This is a genomic window from Ruegeria sp. CDSA193, from assembly GCF_059611885.1.
On sequence record NZ_JBXWPN010000001.1, the window covers coordinates 101,912 to 116,849 of the forward strand.

The following is a 14,938-nucleotide window of genomic DNA, read 5'->3' on the forward strand; positions in this document are numbered from 1 at the left end:
AGGCAAATATTTGGTGAACACGACTGTGAAACTTGTCAGGCCGATGAGTTGCTCTAGTAAGTTCCTCACTCAAAAGCAAGAAACCGCACCAATTTCTTGACGCGGTTCCATATATTGGAGGTTCTGTGGCCCTATTTCTCGGGGATCAGCCCTCTTGGACTGAATCTAAGAACAATCAGCAGAATCAACCCCATCGTGAACAGTCGCATATGGGCCGCGCTGTCGATCAGATGCGTCTTGAGCGCACTGCCATCGGGCATTCCGGACGTGATCAGGTTCATAATCCACAACCCAATCGGTTCGACCTGGACCCACAGGAACCAGATGAGGAATGCGCCCAGCACAGCACCAAAGTTATTGCCCGATCCGCCCACGATCACCATGACCCAGACCAGAAATGTAAAGCGCAGAGGGTTGTAGGTACCCGGCGTCAACTGCCCGTCCAGCGTTGTCATCATCGCGCCCGCGATACCGCAGATGGCAGAGCCCAGAACGAAGATTTGCAAATGGCGGCGGGTGACATCTTTACCCATCGCCTCGGCTGCAACCTCGTTGTCACGGATGGCGCGCATCATGCGGCCCCAGGGGCTGCGCAGCGCCATCTGGGCCATCCACAGCAGGATCAGAAGAACAACCATGAACAGCAGGGAATAGCCCAGCTTGACCGACAGGGTCGAGGCGATGACAGGGTCCAGCCCAAACCAATCGGCACGGGCAATGAAGGATGGATCCTGCTGCAGCTCAACCTCATAGCCGACCACGGGCGAGGGGCGTGGGATGCCGTAGACATTCTTGACACCTCGGGCCAGCCAGTCCTCGTTTTTCATGATTGCGATGATGATTTCGGCAATCCCAAGCGTCGCAATCGCCAGATAGTCCGAGCGCAGGCCAAGGGCTGTTTTGCCGATCAGCCACGCGGCACCGGCGGCTAGCACGCCGCCCGCGGGCCAGGCCAGCAGAACCGGCAAATTCAACCCGCCAAGGTTGCCCGCAACGGCTGGGTCAATGGCTTCGACACCAGCAACGCTGGGGTCAAACACCGCACGGTAAATGAAAAACCCGGCGATCAGAATGGCTACGATGGCAATCGTCTGTACACGGCCCCTCGGCATTTTTGTTGCCACCAGAACCGCCGCAACGACGGTCGCAGCCCCCAACAGCAACGCAAGGACGATCCCGTATCCTCCGGATGACCACGCGCCGGGTGTCGGCGGGGTTGAGACCAGCACAACTGCCAGCCCGCCCAGCGCAACAAAGCCCATAACACCAACGTTAAACAGGCCCGCAAAGCCCCATTGCAAGTTCACCCCAAGCGCCATGATGGCCGAGATCAACCCCATGTTCAGGATCAGGATTGCCGAATTCCAGCTTTGCGTGAATCCGGTCAACAGGATCAGGCCGCCAACAACCACGAAAAGCAGCGTATTTTTGACAGTCTCGGTCATACTGCTTTCCCCTTAAACAGACCTGTGGGCTTAAACAGAAGCACGATAAGCAAGATAACAAAGCTGACCGCGAATTTGTAATCGGTGGATAGGAATTGGACCAATCCCGATGGCTCCAGATTTTCCGGTGCCAGATAGGTCAGCACCTTTTTCCACGCATAGGTGATCGTCACCTCGGAAAACGCGATGATGAACCCGCCCGCGATAGCGCCCAGCGGGTTGCCGAGGCCGCCGACGATGGCCGAAGCGAAGATCGGCAGCAGAAGCTGGAAATAGACAAAGGGCTTAAAGCTCTTGTCCAACCCGTAAAGCACACCCGCAGTTGTCGCCAGCGCCGCGACAAGGATCCAAGTGATCATCACCACACGTTCAGGGTTGATGCCGGACAGCAGCGCCAGATCCTCGTTATCCGAATACGCGCGCATCGACTTGCCGGTGCGGGTTTTGTTCAAAAACCAGAACAAAAGTGCCACGGCGACTACGGCCACAACCACGGTGATGCCCTGAGAGGTCTTGATCGCCAACCCCTCACGCAGCCCGGTCATTGCCTTGAATTCCCGCGCTGAAACGATGAACCGCTCACCGTCCGAGAACCTTTGATCATCCGGCCCGATTATGAACCGCACCAGCCCGTTCATGATGAACATCACGCCCATCGAGACGATCACCAGAATGACCGGTTTGGCCTTTTGTTCCCGGTAGAAACGGTAAACCAGCCGATCCGTGATCAGAACCAGAACGATACAGCCCAGAATGGCAAAGGGCAGGGCCAGCAGAGCAGTCGGTAACGGCCCGAAACTGACCCCGGCGGCCTGCAGGCCCCATGTGACCAGCACGGCGATCATCGCACCAAAGGCCATCGTGTCGCCATGGGCAAAGTTCGAGAATCGCAGGATGCCATAGATCAGCGTCACCCCCAACGCGCCCAGCGCCAATTGGCTGCCATAGGCAATTGCGGGAACAAGGACGAAGTTGGAGAGCGCCACAACGGCGTTGAGGAAGTCCATTAGTTTGCGTCCTTACAATTTCCGCTGGCTGAGGACCAAATAGCCCCTGCCAAATGCAACCCTGTTTGGTAGGTGTAGACCGCTGAGTTGTCTTCGTGGACGGAAAGGATGCTTATAGCGCCATGCCCATCGACCACGGCAAGGCTGCGAAATGGCATCACTCGATCCGCTACAATCATCGCTGAAAACGTGTTGCCGCTTTCAAGTATTTCGAGCGATCCACCGGAAAAGTCAGCGAGAATATTTAGTGGCTCGTTGCCACACTCGCCTGTGAGTGACGAGCAACGATTCTCAAAGCGACAATTCAATATCGATGCTGATGCGCCATTTGTACAAAGAAGGCTGAGTGCTAGGCAAACTGTCTTATACATCCTCACCCCCCCAAGAAACTCTTACGAACCTCTGGATCGGCCAGCAGTTCCTTGCCCGTGCCGGTATAGGCATTCCGCCCCTGAACCAGCACATATCCCTTATCTGCGATCTCCAACGCCTGACGAGCGTTCTGCTCAACCATCAGGATCGGCAACCCGGTGCGCGAGACCTCGATGATCCGATCGAACAGCTCATCCATCACGATGGGCGAGACACCAGCAGTCGGTTCGTCCAACATCAGCACTTTGGGCTGGGTCATCAGCGCGCGGCCCACGGCAACCTGTTGGCGCTGACCGCCTGACAGCTCTCCGGCTGCCTGGTTGCGTTTGTTGCGGAGGATGGGGAAGAGGTCATAGACCTGCTCCATCGTGTCGGAAAAATCATCACGGCGGATAAAGGCACCCATCTCAAGGTTCTCTTCCACCGTCATCGACGTAAAGATGTTCGAGGTCTGAGGAACAAAGCCCATCCCCTTGATCACCCGATCCTGGGGCGACAGGTTGGTGATGTCTTCTCCGTCCAGTCGCACAGATCCCGCGCGGACATCCAGCATCCCAAACACGGCCTTCATTGCAGTGGATTTACCGGCGCCGTTGGGGCCAACGATTACAGCGATTTCACCGGCATCGACTGAAATCGTGCAATCATGCAGGATATCCGGGCCCTTGCCGTAGCCTCCGGTCATGGTGTCGCCGATCAGGAATGGGCCACCTTCGACGCGGTGCGTCTTTCCGCTTTTGCGATGTGCGGGCGTCATCGTGCCCATGCCGTGTGTATTGGTGATCGAGGCATCCTTGTTGCCGTGGTCATCCTGATAAGGATTATCGCTCATGCCCCGGCCTCCAGCTTGTCTTTGTTCTTGAGGCCGGTGCCCAGATAGGCTTCGATCACATGCTCATTGGCTTTGATCTCGTCCAGAGTGCCCTGGGCCAGAACCTTGCCCTCGGCCATACAAATGACCGGGTCGCAGATTTTGCCGATGAAATCCATGTCGTGTTCGATGACTACAAACGTATAGCCGCGTTCCTTGTTCAGGCGCAGGATTGTGTCGGCGATGGTCATCAGCAGGGTGCGGTTCACACCCGCGCCGACCTCGTCCAGAAACACGATCTTGGCGTCGACCATCATGGTACGGCCAAGTTCCAGCAGCTTTTTCTGCCCGCCCGAGACCTGACCGGCCTTGTGATCGGCCAGATGTTCGATGGTCAGAAACTCCAACACCTCATCAGCCTTAGCCTTTAACGCGCGCTCTTCATTAGCGATGCGTTTGCGGCCGAACCAGGTGTTCCAAAGTGATTCCCCGGATTGCGCGCCGGGCACCATCATCAGGTTCTCGCGACAGCTCATCGAGGAGAATTCATGCGCGATCTGAAAAGTGCGCAGCAGACCTTTGTGAAACAGATCGTGTGGTGGCAAGCCGGTTATGTCCTCGCCATCCATGAACACGCGTCCAGAGGTGGGCGGGAGCACACCCGCGATCACGTTGAACAGAGTTGTCTTTCCGGCCCCGTTCGGCCCAATCAGGCCGGTGATCGAACCCTTCTGGATTTCCAGCGATGCCCCATCCACCGCATGAAACCCGCCGAAATGCTTATGCACGTCCTCGACGACGATCATCTTTTCCCCTAGCCGCCGTTTTCGGCGTTCTTGTTTTCACACCCTCATTGAAGAGGTGCGGTCTTTTTTCACTGAAGCAGCCCGGACACAAGGTCCGGGCTGCTTATTTTCAGGTCTTCTTAGGTCAAAATCAACGGAAGTTGACGGTCTTGTTTTCGCCGTCGGTGACTTCGATCTCGCGATACGAACCTGCGCTTTCGCCGGGGCCGATCAGCTCAACGCCGGACGCGCCGACATAGTCGATGTCCTGACCAGCGGCCAACAGTTCCAAACCTTTGGCCAGCTCACCCGGATAGATCTTCTCTCCTGGAGCGTTGGCAACATCTAGGATCTTGCTGCCGTAGTCGGCCGGGTTGGTCGAACCAGCGGCCTGCATCGCCAGCATGAACAGCGCTGCGGCGTCATAGCTTTCAGGCGAATAGGGCGACGATCCGTCAAAACCGGCGGCTTCGGCCATGGCAAAGTACTTTTCAGCACCTTCACCACCTGAACCGGCGATCTGACCGAACGAGCCGTTCAGGTCGGGGCCGACATTTGCGGGCAGCGAGTCACCGATCATGCCGCCGGGCAAGCCGAACGTGTCGAATGCACCGCTGTCCAGCGCCGACTGAATGATGCCCAATCCGCCCTGATCGAGATACCCGGCTACAACCAGAATGTCGCCACCGGCCGAGGCCAGCGCGCCAACTTCGGCCGAGTAGTCCGCTTTGCCATCCTCATGCGCTGCCACGATTGTGACTTCGCCGCCCGATGCCTCGAACGAGGACTGGATCGCGTCTGCCAGACCCTTGCCATAGTCGTTGTTGGTGTAGGTCAGTGCGATTGAAGTGATCCCGCGATCATTCAGGATATCTGCCATCACCTGACCTTCACGTGCATCCGACGGGGCGGTGCGGAAGAACAGGCCGTTATCCTCCATGGTCGACAGACCGGGCGAGGTGGCCGAGGGCGAGATCATGACCATCCCGTTCGGGATCGCGACATTCTGCAGGATCGCTCCGGTCACGCCAGAGCAGTCACCGCCAATGATGCCGGCAACGCCGTCGGCAATCATGCGTTCACCGTTCGAGGTGGACAGGCCGTTGTCGATACAGCCGGTATCAGCGCGCGATGCAGTGACGGTAGAGCCATCCAGCAATTTGCCGGATTCGGTGACTTCGGCCATCGCCATCTCGGCGCCTGAACCCATAGCGGGTGCCAGCGATTCAATCGGTCCGGTAAAGCCGAACAGAACACCCAATGTGACGTCTTCGGCCATAGCTGCGCCCGAAAGAAGGGCGGTTGCTGCAGTTGCTGTAAGCAGCTTTTTCATATGGTTACTCCCAGTTGTGAACGTATTCGTTCTGGGCACGACCCTAGGCAAGCTGTTCGAAAAAGAAAAGTCCTAACGCAAACGTGTTTTTGTGGCGCACAGTTCTAGTTGTTCAGATGTGCCCGGCGCGGTGTTTTCGGTAAGGAGAACGAGATGTTTAGACTAGCTTTGATCTTCATCTTATCTGTTGTTTCAGGGTTGGCAGGGGCAGAATCGCTAACTACCAACTCCGGATCGGCGCGTGTGACGGCGATGGTGAAGGGGCTCGATACGCCCTGGGCAGTCGGCATCCTGCCTGACATGTCCTTTCTGGTAACTGAGCGCGACGGTGATCTTCTGTTCGTGTCGGAGGGAAACATAGTTCGCGTCAAAGGCACTCCCAATGTGGTTGCAAAGGGGCAGGGCGGTTTGCTGGACGTAACCGTTGCCAGGGATTTTTCGCAAAGCCGTGAGGTTTTCCTGACCTATTCCAAGCCTCAACCAAAGGGGGCAGGCACTGCACTTGCGATTGCGCGCCTGTCCGAAGACGGATCAAAGCTGACCGATCTGCGCACGATTTTCGAAGCTGAAAATGGTGGGGATTCTGGGCGTCATTTTGGCTCTCGTATTGTCGAGGCAAGGGACGGGACATTACTTGTCACTATCGGCGATCGTGGTGATCGCCCGACCGCCCAGGATCGATCGAGTCACAACGGCTCGGTGATCCGTGTGAACCGGGACGGCTCGGTGCCGGCTGATAATCCATTTGTCGGACAACCCGGAATTCAGCCTGAGATATTGTCTTATGGCCACCGGAATCCCCAAGGTGCAGGGCTGGATGCACGGGGGCATCTATGGGTATCGGAACATGGAGCCAAGGGAGGAGATGAAGTGAACCTAATCCGGCCGGGGCGGAACTATGGCTGGCCGGTGATTTCCTATGGCAAGCACTATTCCGGACAAACAATCGGCGAGGGGACGGCGAAACCGGGGATGGTGCAGCCTGAATTCTATTGGGACCCTTCCATCGCCCCATCCGGCCTTTTGATTTATTCAGGCAAGCTTTGGCCCGAATGGAAGGGTGATCTATTCGTCGGGTCGCTCAAATTCGACTACATTGCTCGGCTTGAAGGCACTCCATTGACTGAGGTCGAGCAGATCAAGGGCCCTCAGACGGAACGCGTCCGCGACATTGTCGAGGCACCGGATGGATCAATCTGGTTTATTTCCGTCGGGCAGGGCGCTGTCTTTCGCATGACCCCCAGCGATTAAACAGACAAGCGCCCGCTTTGCGCACCGCGCTCACGATAGGGCGTGGTGTTGTAGTGCGCCCGGTAGCATTTCGAGAAATGGCTAGGCGAGGCAAACCCGCATGCTAGCGCCACGTTGATCACGCTCATGTCGGTCTGCATCAGCAGGTTCCGGGCCTTATGCAGGCGCAGCTCCATATAATAGCGTTTAGGCGACCGGCTGAGGTAACGGCGAAACAGACGCTCTAGCTGCCGCGTGGACATGCCGACCTCTTTGGCCAGAATCGAAGGCGAGATCGGCTCTTCGATGTTTTTCTCCATCATCAGGATGACCTGGCTCAGCTTGGGATGGCGTACCCCAATCCGTGTTGGGGTCGACAAACGCTGGGTGTCCTGATCGGTGCGGATCGAGGAATAGATCAACTGATCGGCCACCGCGTTGGCAAGGTCTTCCCCGAAATCCTCGGCGATGATTTTCAGCATCAGGTCGATAGAGGAAGTGCCACCGGCTGTTGTCATCCGGTTTCCGTCAATCTGGAATACGGATTTGGTCAGTTCGACCTCATCAAATTCTTCGGTGAAACTGTCTGAGTTTTCCCAGTGAATTGTCGCACGCTTGCCATCCAGTAAACCGGCCTTGGCCAAGGTATAAGCTGCCGTACACAGCCCACCAATGCGCAATCCCCGGCGTGCTTCGCGGCGGACCCAGTTCAGAATTTTCTTGGTGGTAGCGGCTTGAACATCGACACCGCCGCAGATCAGCACGACGTCATCGCGCTGCAGCTCGGCTAGATCAGCGTCCAGTTTGAACTCGGTCCCGGCGGAGCATTTGATCGTCTCGCCGCCTTCGCCAGACAGGCTCCAACTGTAAAGCTCTTTGTCGGCCATGCGGTTTGCGATGCGCAGGCTATCCAGCGCGGATGCGAAACACAGCAGCGAGAATTTGTCCAACAGGACAAACACGAAATGACGAGGGCTGGCCGCAGTGGTTTCCACCGTGACAACTTGGCGTTGCTCTTGCATGGCGAGGTGTCCTTGATTCGGCGCCGTTTGACCCTACGTCCGGCGACAGATTTGACCGCCACCATGATCAAAGCTTGTTTGCGACGTCAAGAGGTCCAAATCGTATATGGCCTCTCATCAAACGTTTTTGTATAGAGGCGACTTGAATACTTCAGCGGAGATCAAAGCTATGACCGAATGGCAAAAAACGAACTGGCGCAACAAGCCCCGGGTTCAGATGCCAGACTATACCGACGCAGCCGCGCTGGCAAAAGTCGAGGCTCAGCTTTCGCAGTATCCGCCGCTGGTGTTTGCAGGTGAGGCACGTCGGCTCAAGCAACATCTTGGTGCTGCGGGGCGGGGTGAGGCTTTCCTGCTGCAGGGCGGCGACTGTGCTGAAAGCTTTGAACAATTCAGCGCGGATGCGATCCGCGACACCTTTAAGGTGATGCTGCAGATGGCCATGGTTCTGACCTATGGCGCAAAGGTGCCGGTGGTCAAAGTGGGCCGTATGGCTGGACAGTTCGCCAAACCGCGCAGCGCACCAACAGAGGTGGTGGATGGCATTGAGCTGCCCAGCTATCGCGGCGATATCATCAACGAGCTGGATTTCACGCCCGAGGCGCGGATTCCGAATCCGTCCAAGATGTTGCAAGCCTATACGCAGGCAGCGGCAACATTGAACCTGTTGCGTGCCTTTTCGACCGGTGGTTTCGCCGATATGAGCCATGTGCATTCGTGGACACTCGGCTTTGCCGATGGCCAGGATGTTCAGAAATACTCTGAAATTGCTGACCGAATTCAGGATTCGATTGATTTCATGGGGGCTGCGGGCATCACCGCGGACACAACGCATGAATTCTCGTCGGTTGAATTCTATACCAGCCACGAAGGTCTGCTGCTTGAATACGAAGAGGCGCTGACCCGTCTTGATTCTACATCGGGCAACTGGTTGGCCGGGTCCGGCCACATGATCTGGATTGGCGACCGTACCCGTCAACCTGATGGCGCGCATGTTGAATTCTGTTCCGGCGTTCTGAACCCGATCGGTCTGAAATGCGGTCCGACGACATCTGCCGAAGACCTCAAAGTTTTGATGGCCAAACTGAACCCGGAAAACGAAGAAGGGCGTCTGACCCTGATCGCGCGGTTTGGTGCAGGCAAGGCGGGAGAGCATCTGCCGCGTCTGGTCAAAGCCGTCAAGGAAGAGGGCGCCAAGGTGACCTGGGTCTGTGACCCAATGCACGGCAATACGATCAAATCGGCCACCGGCTATAAGACCCGGCCCTTTGATTCCGTGCTGCGCGAAGTTCGCGACTTCTTTGGTGTGCATCAGGCCGAGGGCACGATCCCCGGCGGTGTGCATTTTGAGATGACGGGGCTAGACGTGACCGAATGCACTGGAGGTGTACGCGCTGTAACAGAAGAAGATCTGTCAGACCGTTACCATACAGCCTGCGATCCACGTTTGAACGCGTCGCAATCGTTGGAACTGGCCTTCCTTGTTGCGGAAGAACTGACAGATCTGCGCCGGAACCGCGGCAAACGCGCAGCCTCCTAACCACTTGGTCAGACGATTTTAAAAAGGCGGGTCTAATAGGCCCGCCTTCTTTACATTTAACACGCGTTACTCGTTACTTATCCCGTGATACGACCAATCGAAGGTGAGATCCGGGACGTTTGTACTCTTGTTGTTCTTCGGCAAATCCTTCGACAACAGGCTGAACCGGTTGTTGCGGCGCCTGTATTTCTGACACAGCACGCAGTTTATAATGGCTTACATCAAAGCGCCGGGGGGTTGCCCCAATCGCCCCGTCACTGACCATAACGCCAAGAACACGGCTGACATCGCCCAAATCGCTTTTCAGCGGCAAAAGGATCATTCGCGCCTGAAGATCCGTGCGCCCAAACCCACCGGTCGAGGCCAATTCAAGTTCAGCAATGGCAGGACCGGCAAAAACCTGTTCAAGGATTTCGGTAACCTGAGTTCGCGCGCTGGGTTCGAAAAAAGCGGTCAGAGGCATTCCCCGAACCTCCATACCCGCCAGTGTGTTCAAGTGACTGCCGGCCAGACGAAACCGGGCCAGACCGGGTGCAATGCGTTCAAGGATGAAGGTGTTAGGCAGGATATTCTCAAGCCCGCGCGGGTCGATCTGAGATCGCATAGGAACACCATCGCCGGACAGCAAGGCTGTCCAGTACGCTTCGGCCTGTTGTATGGGCGATAGACTGCGCCCACTGTCAAAACGATCCATTGCGACGATCTTTCCAAATTTAGTCCCGGAACCGTTACCGAAAAAGATCTTCATTTTCATCACCCTAACTGCAATCGACCGTCATTTTCATAAAATGCAAGATACCGGGAGCTTTTGCGCCTTGTCGGTACTTGCCTAGACGAGATTGGCACGGGTTGAGTCAATTTTGGAGTAATTCTTTAATGAATGGTTAACCTCTGTCCGACGCTGTCATTCTCAGCAAACTCTTGCCCTGCACACGAGGATGGCATTAGGTGCGGACAAGAACACTGGGCGGGCAAAGCGGAGAAGACAGGCATGATCAGATCCATGACCGGATTTGCCTCGGGCAAGGGAACACATGGTCCACATAGCTGGACCTGGGAGTTGCGCAGCGTAAACGGCAAAGGGCTGGATATGCGTCTGCGGGTGCCTGAATGGCTCACCGGGCTCGAAGCCGCGCTTCGTTCGCGGATTTCGAAAAGCCTGGGCCGGGGGAATGTGACGCTTTCGCTCAAGCTGAGCCGCGAGGAAACGACAGCCGATCTTGTGCTGAACCCGGTTGCGATGGCCGCTGCTCTGGAAGCTCTGGCGCGAACGCAGACGATGGCAGAAGAACGGGGACTAGCGCTGGCCCCGTCGACGGCGGCCGAGCTTATTGCTGTCAAAGGCATGTTGGAAACCGGTGGGGATGCGGATGATCCGGCCCCCTTGGTCAAACATCTAACCGGCGCGTTTGATGATTTGCTGAGCGATTTCATTAAGATGCGTGAATCCGAAGGCCGGGCCCTGGCCGATGTGCTTGAGGCGCAGCTATCGCAGGTTTCAAGCCTTACGGAGCAAGCCGCCAAGCTCGCTGAAGAGCGCCGGGATAAAATCGCTGAAAACTTACAAGAAAATCTGCAGCGCGTGATGGATAATGCGCAAGGCGCGGATCCGGACCGGGTTGCACAAGAGTTGGCTCTGATTGCAGTCAAGTCGGATATAACGGAAGAAATTGACAGGCTGAAGGCCCATGTCACTGCCGCACGCGATTTGCTTGCACAGGATGCCGCCGTGGGGCGCAAGCTTGATTTTCTGATGCAAGAGTTCAACCGCGAGGCCAATACGCTGTGTTCCAAGGCACAAAGCGCCGATTTGACATCGGTTGGGCTTGAGTTGAAGGCGGTAATAGATCAGATGCGCGAGCAAGTGCAGAACGTAGAATAATGACAGGAGCGCCCTGATGGCGGATCGACGCGGCCTATTAATCATTCTGTCCTCGCCTTCGGGCGCAGGGAAATCCACGTTGGCCAAGCGTCTGATGCAATGGGACACGGATCTGGAGTTCTCGGTTTCGGCCACAACACGCGCGCCCCGGCCTGGGGAAGAACATGGGCGTGAGTATTATTTCCTGACAGAAGATACCTTTCGACAGCAGGTGTCCGAGGGACAGATGCTGGAACATGCCCATGTGTTTGGCAATTTCTACGGCTCTCCGGCTGGGCCAGTTCGCGAGTCCATCAATGACGGCAAGGACGTTCTGTTCGATGTCGACTGGCAGGGCGAGGTGCAGATTAGGAACTCGGATCTGGGCAAACACGCCCTGTCGATTTTCATCCTGCCACCGTCGATCCCCGAATTGCGCCGCCGACTGGAAAGCCGCGGTCAGGACAGTGAAGAGGTTATTTCCAAGCGGATGCTTAAAAGCTGGGATGAGATCAGTCATTGGGGATATTACGACTATGTGCTGGTCAATGACGATCTGGACGAGACCGAAGAAAAGCTGAAAACCATCGTCAGTGCCGAGCGAATGCGGCGTATCCAGCAACCCAAGCTTCAGGATCATGTCCGTACGCTGCAAAACGAATTCGAGGATCAGTCATGACCATCTATGCCCTTGGCTCTGATGTACCGGAAATCCACGAGGACACCTGGGTCGCCCCAGACGCCAATCTGATCGGCAAAGTCGTGCTTGAACAGGGGGCCTCGGTCTGGTTCGGCTGCACGATCCGCGCTGATCACGAAGAAATCCGGGTTGGTGAGGGCAGCAATGTTCAGGAAAACTGCGTCATGCATATTGATGCGGGGTATCCTCTGACCATCGGGAAGAACTGCACGATTGGGCATAAGGTCATGCTGCATGGCTGTACGATCGGGAATAATACCCTGATCGGAATGGGGGCCATCGTGTTGAACGGTGCCAAGATCGGCAAAAACTGTCTGATCGGGGCAGGGGCTTTGGTGACCGAAGGAAAAGAGATACCGGATAACTCTCTGGTCATGGGCTCACCGGGTAAAGTCGTGCGCGAGATCGACAATGCGACCGCCCAGAAGCTGACCTTCAGCGCCTTGCATTATCAAGAAAACATGCGTCATTTTCGCGATACAATGCGAGAGCTATCCTAGCGTCCAACTGCGTTGCTAAGAGAACTGCCCCTTTATGACCAACGACCAACTTGAAGAAATTGTAACCGCCATCCCGATGCCCGCGCTGATGGTTGACCAGACGGAACGGATTATTGCGGTCAATACCGAAGCAAAGACGTTATTGGGCCAGAATGTCCTGCAGCGGCATTTCGCGACCATCCTCAGACAGCCGCAGGTTATCGAAGCGATTGAACAAAGCCTGCGCACGAAGGGAACGTCCAACACTCGGCACCTGTCCAATGACGGAGCCCAGGATACAACATTCGAAGTTCAGTGCCGGTACATGAATGGGGTCGGTGCAGTATCCGGCGGTGCGTTGCTTGCTGTATTCCAGGACGTTACGCATGTTGAGCAAGCAAATCAGATGCGACGTGATTTCGTCGCGAATGTCAGCCATGAATTGCGTACCCCGCTGACGGCATTAATGGGCTTTATTGAAACCTTGCGCGGTCCGGCCCGAGATGACGAGGCTGCCCGGGATCGTTTTCTTCAGATCATGAACGACGAGGCAAATCGCATGAACCGGCTTGTCGGCGATCTTCTGTCTTTGAACCGGGTCGAAAGCGAAGAGCGGGTTCGCCCGAAAGAACAACTTGAGCTGACAGCACTTCTTAAATCGACCCTCAATTCTCTGCGCCCATTGGCAGATGGCGCGGATGTAGTGCTGAGCCTAGATGCGCCCGACGACAAAATAATGCTAGTTGGCGACAGCGACCAGTTGCTCCAAGTATTTACCAACCTGATCGAGAACGGAATTAAATACGGCGGCAGCGGTGGTCGGGTAGAAGTTCGCGTCAAATCTTCGGATCACGACACCGCCATGCGCGGTCCCGGTGTTCGCGTTCAGATCGTGGATAGGGGACCTGGAATCGACCCGAAGCATGTATCGCGTTTGACCGAACGATTCTATCGCGCGGACAGTCATAGGTCACGGCAACTGGGTGGAACCGGGTTGGGCTTGGCGATTGTAAAACATATTCTAAACCGCCATCGCGGCAGATTGCGGGTGGAAAGCGATCTTGGAAAAGGCTCTGTTTTTACAGTGATTTTGCCGCGCTGATCGCTCGGATCAAACCAGTTGTCGGATCTGTTTTGTTTCTTTCACAGCATATGTCCCGTGGCGTATCGGCTGAAAATCCAAACGTGTCATGAAACCGTTACACACTTGTCACAAAAGGCTTACGCACGACTTTTAGAGGTTCGGCCAAGATCATCATGAGGATGATCCAGAAACATATTTCTCAAGGAGACTGAAATGTCCTTTGTAAAACTGTCGGCTTCGGTTCTGGCTATCGCTGCTGTTTCGGCCACTGCGGCCACCGCGCGTGATCAAGTTCAGGTTGCTGGTTCTTCCACCGTTCTGCCCTATGCTTCGATCGTTGCAGAAGCTTTTGGTGAAAACTTTGACTTCCAGACCCCGGTTGTTGAATCGGGCGGATCTTCGGCCGGCCTCAAGCGGTTCTGTGAAGGTGTTGGTGAAAACACCATCGACGTAGCGAACGCTTCGCGCCAGATCCGTGAAAAAGAGATCAAAGCCTGTGCCGAAAACGGTGTTACCGACATCATCGAAGTTCAGATCGGCTATGACGGCATCGTTTTCGCATCCGACATCAACGGTAACTCTTTCGAGTTCACGCCGGAAGATTGGTACAAAGCGCTGTCCGCTCAGATCGTGGTTGATGGCCAGTTGGTCGACAATCCCAACAAGACCTGGGCCGACGTGAACCCGGCATTCCCGCCGCAGCCGATCGCTGCCTTCATCCCCGGCACCAAGCACGGCACGCGTGAAGTGTTCGAAGACAAGGTGATCCTGGCCGGTTGTGAGCATCTGGGTGACTTTGATGTCTACAAAGCCGCAAATGGCGACGACAAAAAAGCCGCTGAAAAAGCCTGTATCGCTCTGCGTACCGATGGCGTTTCGGTCGACATCGACGGCGACTATACCGAGACCCTGGCTCGTATCGACAGCAACAAAGACGGCATCGGCGTCTTTGGTCTGGCGTTCTACGAGAACAACACCGACAAACTGCAGGTTGCGACCATGGCAGGCATCGTGCCTTCGACCGAATCCATCGCAACTGGCGAATACCCGGTATCGCGCCCGCTGTTTTTCTATGTGAAAAAAGCACATATCGGCGTTATCCCCGGGCTGAAAGAATATGCAGAGTTCTTCGTCGCTGATGAGGTTGCAGGCCCCGATGGTCCTCTGGCTGCATACGGTCTGGTATCAGACCCTGAGCTGGTCAAGGTTCAGGAAATCGTAGCCAGCGAAACCACTTTGGGCGGCGGTTCCTAAGCTTTCACACGACTG

Annotated in this window: 15 protein-coding genes; 7 read left to right on the top strand and 8 right to left on the bottom strand. The window is 55.8% G+C overall.

What is annotated here, in order from left to right; genetic code table 11:
* Positions 1-131: 131 nt before the first annotated feature.
* The 6 genes from AC2FLG_RS00520 to AC2FLG_RS00545 all read right to left on the bottom strand — a co-directional run bounded on the left by AC2FLG_RS00520 (position 132) and on the right by AC2FLG_RS00545 (position 5,753).
* On the bottom strand, positions 132-1,445 hold the full coding sequence (locus AC2FLG_RS00520; RefSeq protein WP_496704583.1) for a branched-chain amino acid ABC transporter permease: 1,314 nt from the start codon (positions 1,443-1,445) through the stop codon (positions 132-134).
* Entirely contained in the window at positions 1,442-2,452 is a 1,011-nt protein-coding gene (locus AC2FLG_RS00525; protein WP_496704585.1) for a branched-chain amino acid ABC transporter permease, read from the bottom strand. The genes AC2FLG_RS00520 and AC2FLG_RS00525 overlap by 4 nt, the downstream gene beginning before the upstream one ends.
* On the bottom strand, positions 2,452-2,823 hold the full coding sequence (locus tag AC2FLG_RS00530) for a hypothetical protein (protein WP_496704587.1): 372 nt from the start codon (positions 2,821-2,823) through the stop codon (positions 2,452-2,454). The genes AC2FLG_RS00525 and AC2FLG_RS00530 overlap by 1 nt, the downstream gene beginning before the upstream one ends.
* Positions 2,824-2,825: 2 nt before the next feature.
* Positions 2,826-3,656, bottom strand: coding sequence for an ABC transporter ATP-binding protein (locus AC2FLG_RS00535; protein WP_496704589.1), 831 nt, complete (start codon positions 3,654-3,656; stop codon positions 2,826-2,828).
* Entirely contained in the window at positions 3,653-4,441 is a 789-nt protein-coding gene (locus tag AC2FLG_RS00540) for an ABC transporter ATP-binding protein (RefSeq protein WP_271947144.1), read from the bottom strand. Before AC2FLG_RS00540 ends, AC2FLG_RS00535 begins: the two co-directional genes overlap by 4 nt.
* A 130-nt stretch (positions 4,442-4,571) precedes the next feature.
* Positions 4,572-5,753, bottom strand: a complete 1,182-nt coding sequence (locus tag AC2FLG_RS00545; protein ID WP_142633772.1) for an ABC transporter substrate-binding protein — start codon at positions 5,751-5,753, stop codon at positions 4,572-4,574.
* Between the two features lie 153 nt (positions 5,754-5,906).
* Here AC2FLG_RS00545 and AC2FLG_RS00550 point away from each other — a divergent pair, with 153 nt between their 5' ends.
* Positions 5,907-7,004 (top strand): PQQ-dependent sugar dehydrogenase, encoded by a 1,098-nt coding sequence (locus tag AC2FLG_RS00550; protein WP_496704591.1) that lies wholly within the window; start codon positions 5,907-5,909, stop codon positions 7,002-7,004.
* On the opposite strand, the gene AC2FLG_RS00555 is transcribed toward AC2FLG_RS00550, so the two are convergent.
* On the bottom strand, positions 7,001-8,005 hold the full coding sequence (locus tag AC2FLG_RS00555; RefSeq protein WP_496691228.1) for a GlxA family transcriptional regulator: 1,005 nt from the start codon (positions 8,003-8,005) through the stop codon (positions 7,001-7,003). The genes AC2FLG_RS00550 and AC2FLG_RS00555 overlap by 4 nt on opposite strands.
* Positions 8,006-8,174: 169 nt before the next feature.
* On the opposite strand from AC2FLG_RS00555, the gene AC2FLG_RS00560 reads away from it, so the two are divergent.
* Positions 8,175-9,545, top strand: a complete 1,371-nt coding sequence (locus AC2FLG_RS00560; protein ID WP_142633778.1) for a class II 3-deoxy-7-phosphoheptulonate synthase — start codon at positions 8,175-8,177, stop codon at positions 9,543-9,545.
* Positions 9,546-9,618: 73 nt separating this feature from the next.
* Here AC2FLG_RS00560 and AC2FLG_RS00565 read toward each other — a convergent pair whose 3' ends face one another.
* Entirely contained in the window at positions 9,619-10,293 is a 675-nt protein-coding gene (locus AC2FLG_RS00565) for a PAS domain-containing protein (RefSeq protein ID WP_282021242.1), read from the bottom strand.
* A 243-nt stretch (positions 10,294-10,536) separates the two neighbouring features.
* Here AC2FLG_RS00565 and AC2FLG_RS00570 point away from each other — a divergent pair, with 243 nt between their 5' ends.
* The 5 genes from AC2FLG_RS00570 to AC2FLG_RS00590 all read left to right on the top strand — a co-directional run bounded on the left by AC2FLG_RS00570 (position 10,537) and on the right by AC2FLG_RS00590 (position 14,923).
* Positions 10,537-11,427, top strand: a complete 891-nt coding sequence (locus AC2FLG_RS00570; RefSeq protein WP_496704592.1) for a YicC/YloC family endoribonuclease — start codon at positions 10,537-10,539, stop codon at positions 11,425-11,427.
* 16 nt (positions 11,428-11,443) lie between these two features.
* Positions 11,444-12,085 (top strand): guanylate kinase, encoded by a 642-nt coding sequence (gene gmk / locus AC2FLG_RS00575; RefSeq protein ID WP_142633784.1) that lies wholly within the window; start codon positions 11,444-11,446, stop codon positions 12,083-12,085.
* The gene (locus AC2FLG_RS00580) at positions 12,082-12,606 is read left to right on the top strand and encodes a gamma carbonic anhydrase family protein (RefSeq protein WP_496704594.1); all 525 of its coding nucleotides are present in this window, start codon (positions 12,082-12,084) and stop codon (positions 12,604-12,606) included. The genes gmk and AC2FLG_RS00580 overlap by 4 nt, the downstream gene beginning before the upstream one ends.
* Before the next feature lie 34 nt (positions 12,607-12,640).
* Complete coding sequence (locus AC2FLG_RS00585; protein ID WP_496704596.1) at positions 12,641-13,687, top strand: sensor histidine kinase; 1,047 nt, start codon at positions 12,641-12,643, stop codon at positions 13,685-13,687.
* A 195-nt stretch (positions 13,688-13,882) separates the two neighbouring features.
* Entirely contained in the window at positions 13,883-14,923 is a 1,041-nt protein-coding gene (locus AC2FLG_RS00590; protein ID WP_496704598.1) for a substrate-binding domain-containing protein, read from the top strand.
* Positions 14,924-14,938: the final 15 nt, after the last annotated feature.

Coding starts and splice junctions, on each gene's coding strand:
- AC2FLG_RS00520 (WP_496704583.1), bottom strand. CDS start 1,445: ATGACCGAGACTGTCAAAAATACGCTGCTTTTCGTGGTTGTTGGCGGC.
- AC2FLG_RS00525 (WP_496704585.1), bottom strand. CDS start 2,452: ATGGACTTCCTCAACGCCGTTGTGGCGCTCTCCAACTTCGTCCTTGTT.
- AC2FLG_RS00530 (WP_496704587.1), bottom strand. CDS start 2,823: ATGTATAAGACAGTTTGCCTAGCACTCAGCCTTCTTTGTACAAATGGC.
- AC2FLG_RS00535 (WP_496704589.1), bottom strand. CDS start 3,656: ATGAGCGATAATCCTTATCAGGATGACCACGGCAACAAGGATGCCTCG.
- AC2FLG_RS00540 (WP_271947144.1), bottom strand. CDS start 4,441: ATGATCGTCGTCGAGGACGTGCATAAGCATTTCGGCGGGTTTCATGCG.
- AC2FLG_RS00545 (WP_142633772.1), bottom strand. CDS start 5,753: ATGAAAAAGCTGCTTACAGCAACTGCAGCAACCGCCCTTCTTTCGGGC.
- AC2FLG_RS00550 (WP_496704591.1), top strand. CDS start 5,907: ATGTTTAGACTAGCTTTGATCTTCATCTTATCTGTTGTTTCAGGGTTG.
- AC2FLG_RS00555 (WP_496691228.1), bottom strand. CDS start 8,005: ATGCAAGAGCAACGCCAAGTTGTCACGGTGGAAACCACTGCGGCCAGC.
- AC2FLG_RS00560 (WP_142633778.1), top strand. CDS start 8,175: ATGACCGAATGGCAAAAAACGAACTGGCGCAACAAGCCCCGGGTTCAG.
- AC2FLG_RS00565 (WP_282021242.1), bottom strand. CDS start 10,293: ATGAAGATCTTTTTCGGTAACGGTTCCGGGACTAAATTTGGAAAGATC.
- AC2FLG_RS00570 (WP_496704592.1), top strand. CDS start 10,537: ATGATCAGATCCATGACCGGATTTGCCTCGGGCAAGGGAACACATGGT.
- gmk (WP_142633784.1), top strand. CDS start 11,444: ATGGCGGATCGACGCGGCCTATTAATCATTCTGTCCTCGCCTTCGGGC.
- AC2FLG_RS00580 (WP_496704594.1), top strand. CDS start 12,082: ATGACCATCTATGCCCTTGGCTCTGATGTACCGGAAATCCACGAGGAC.
- AC2FLG_RS00585 (WP_496704596.1), top strand. CDS start 12,641: ATGACCAACGACCAACTTGAAGAAATTGTAACCGCCATCCCGATGCCC.
- AC2FLG_RS00590 (WP_496704598.1), top strand. CDS start 13,883: ATGTCCTTTGTAAAACTGTCGGCTTCGGTTCTGGCTATCGCTGCTGTT.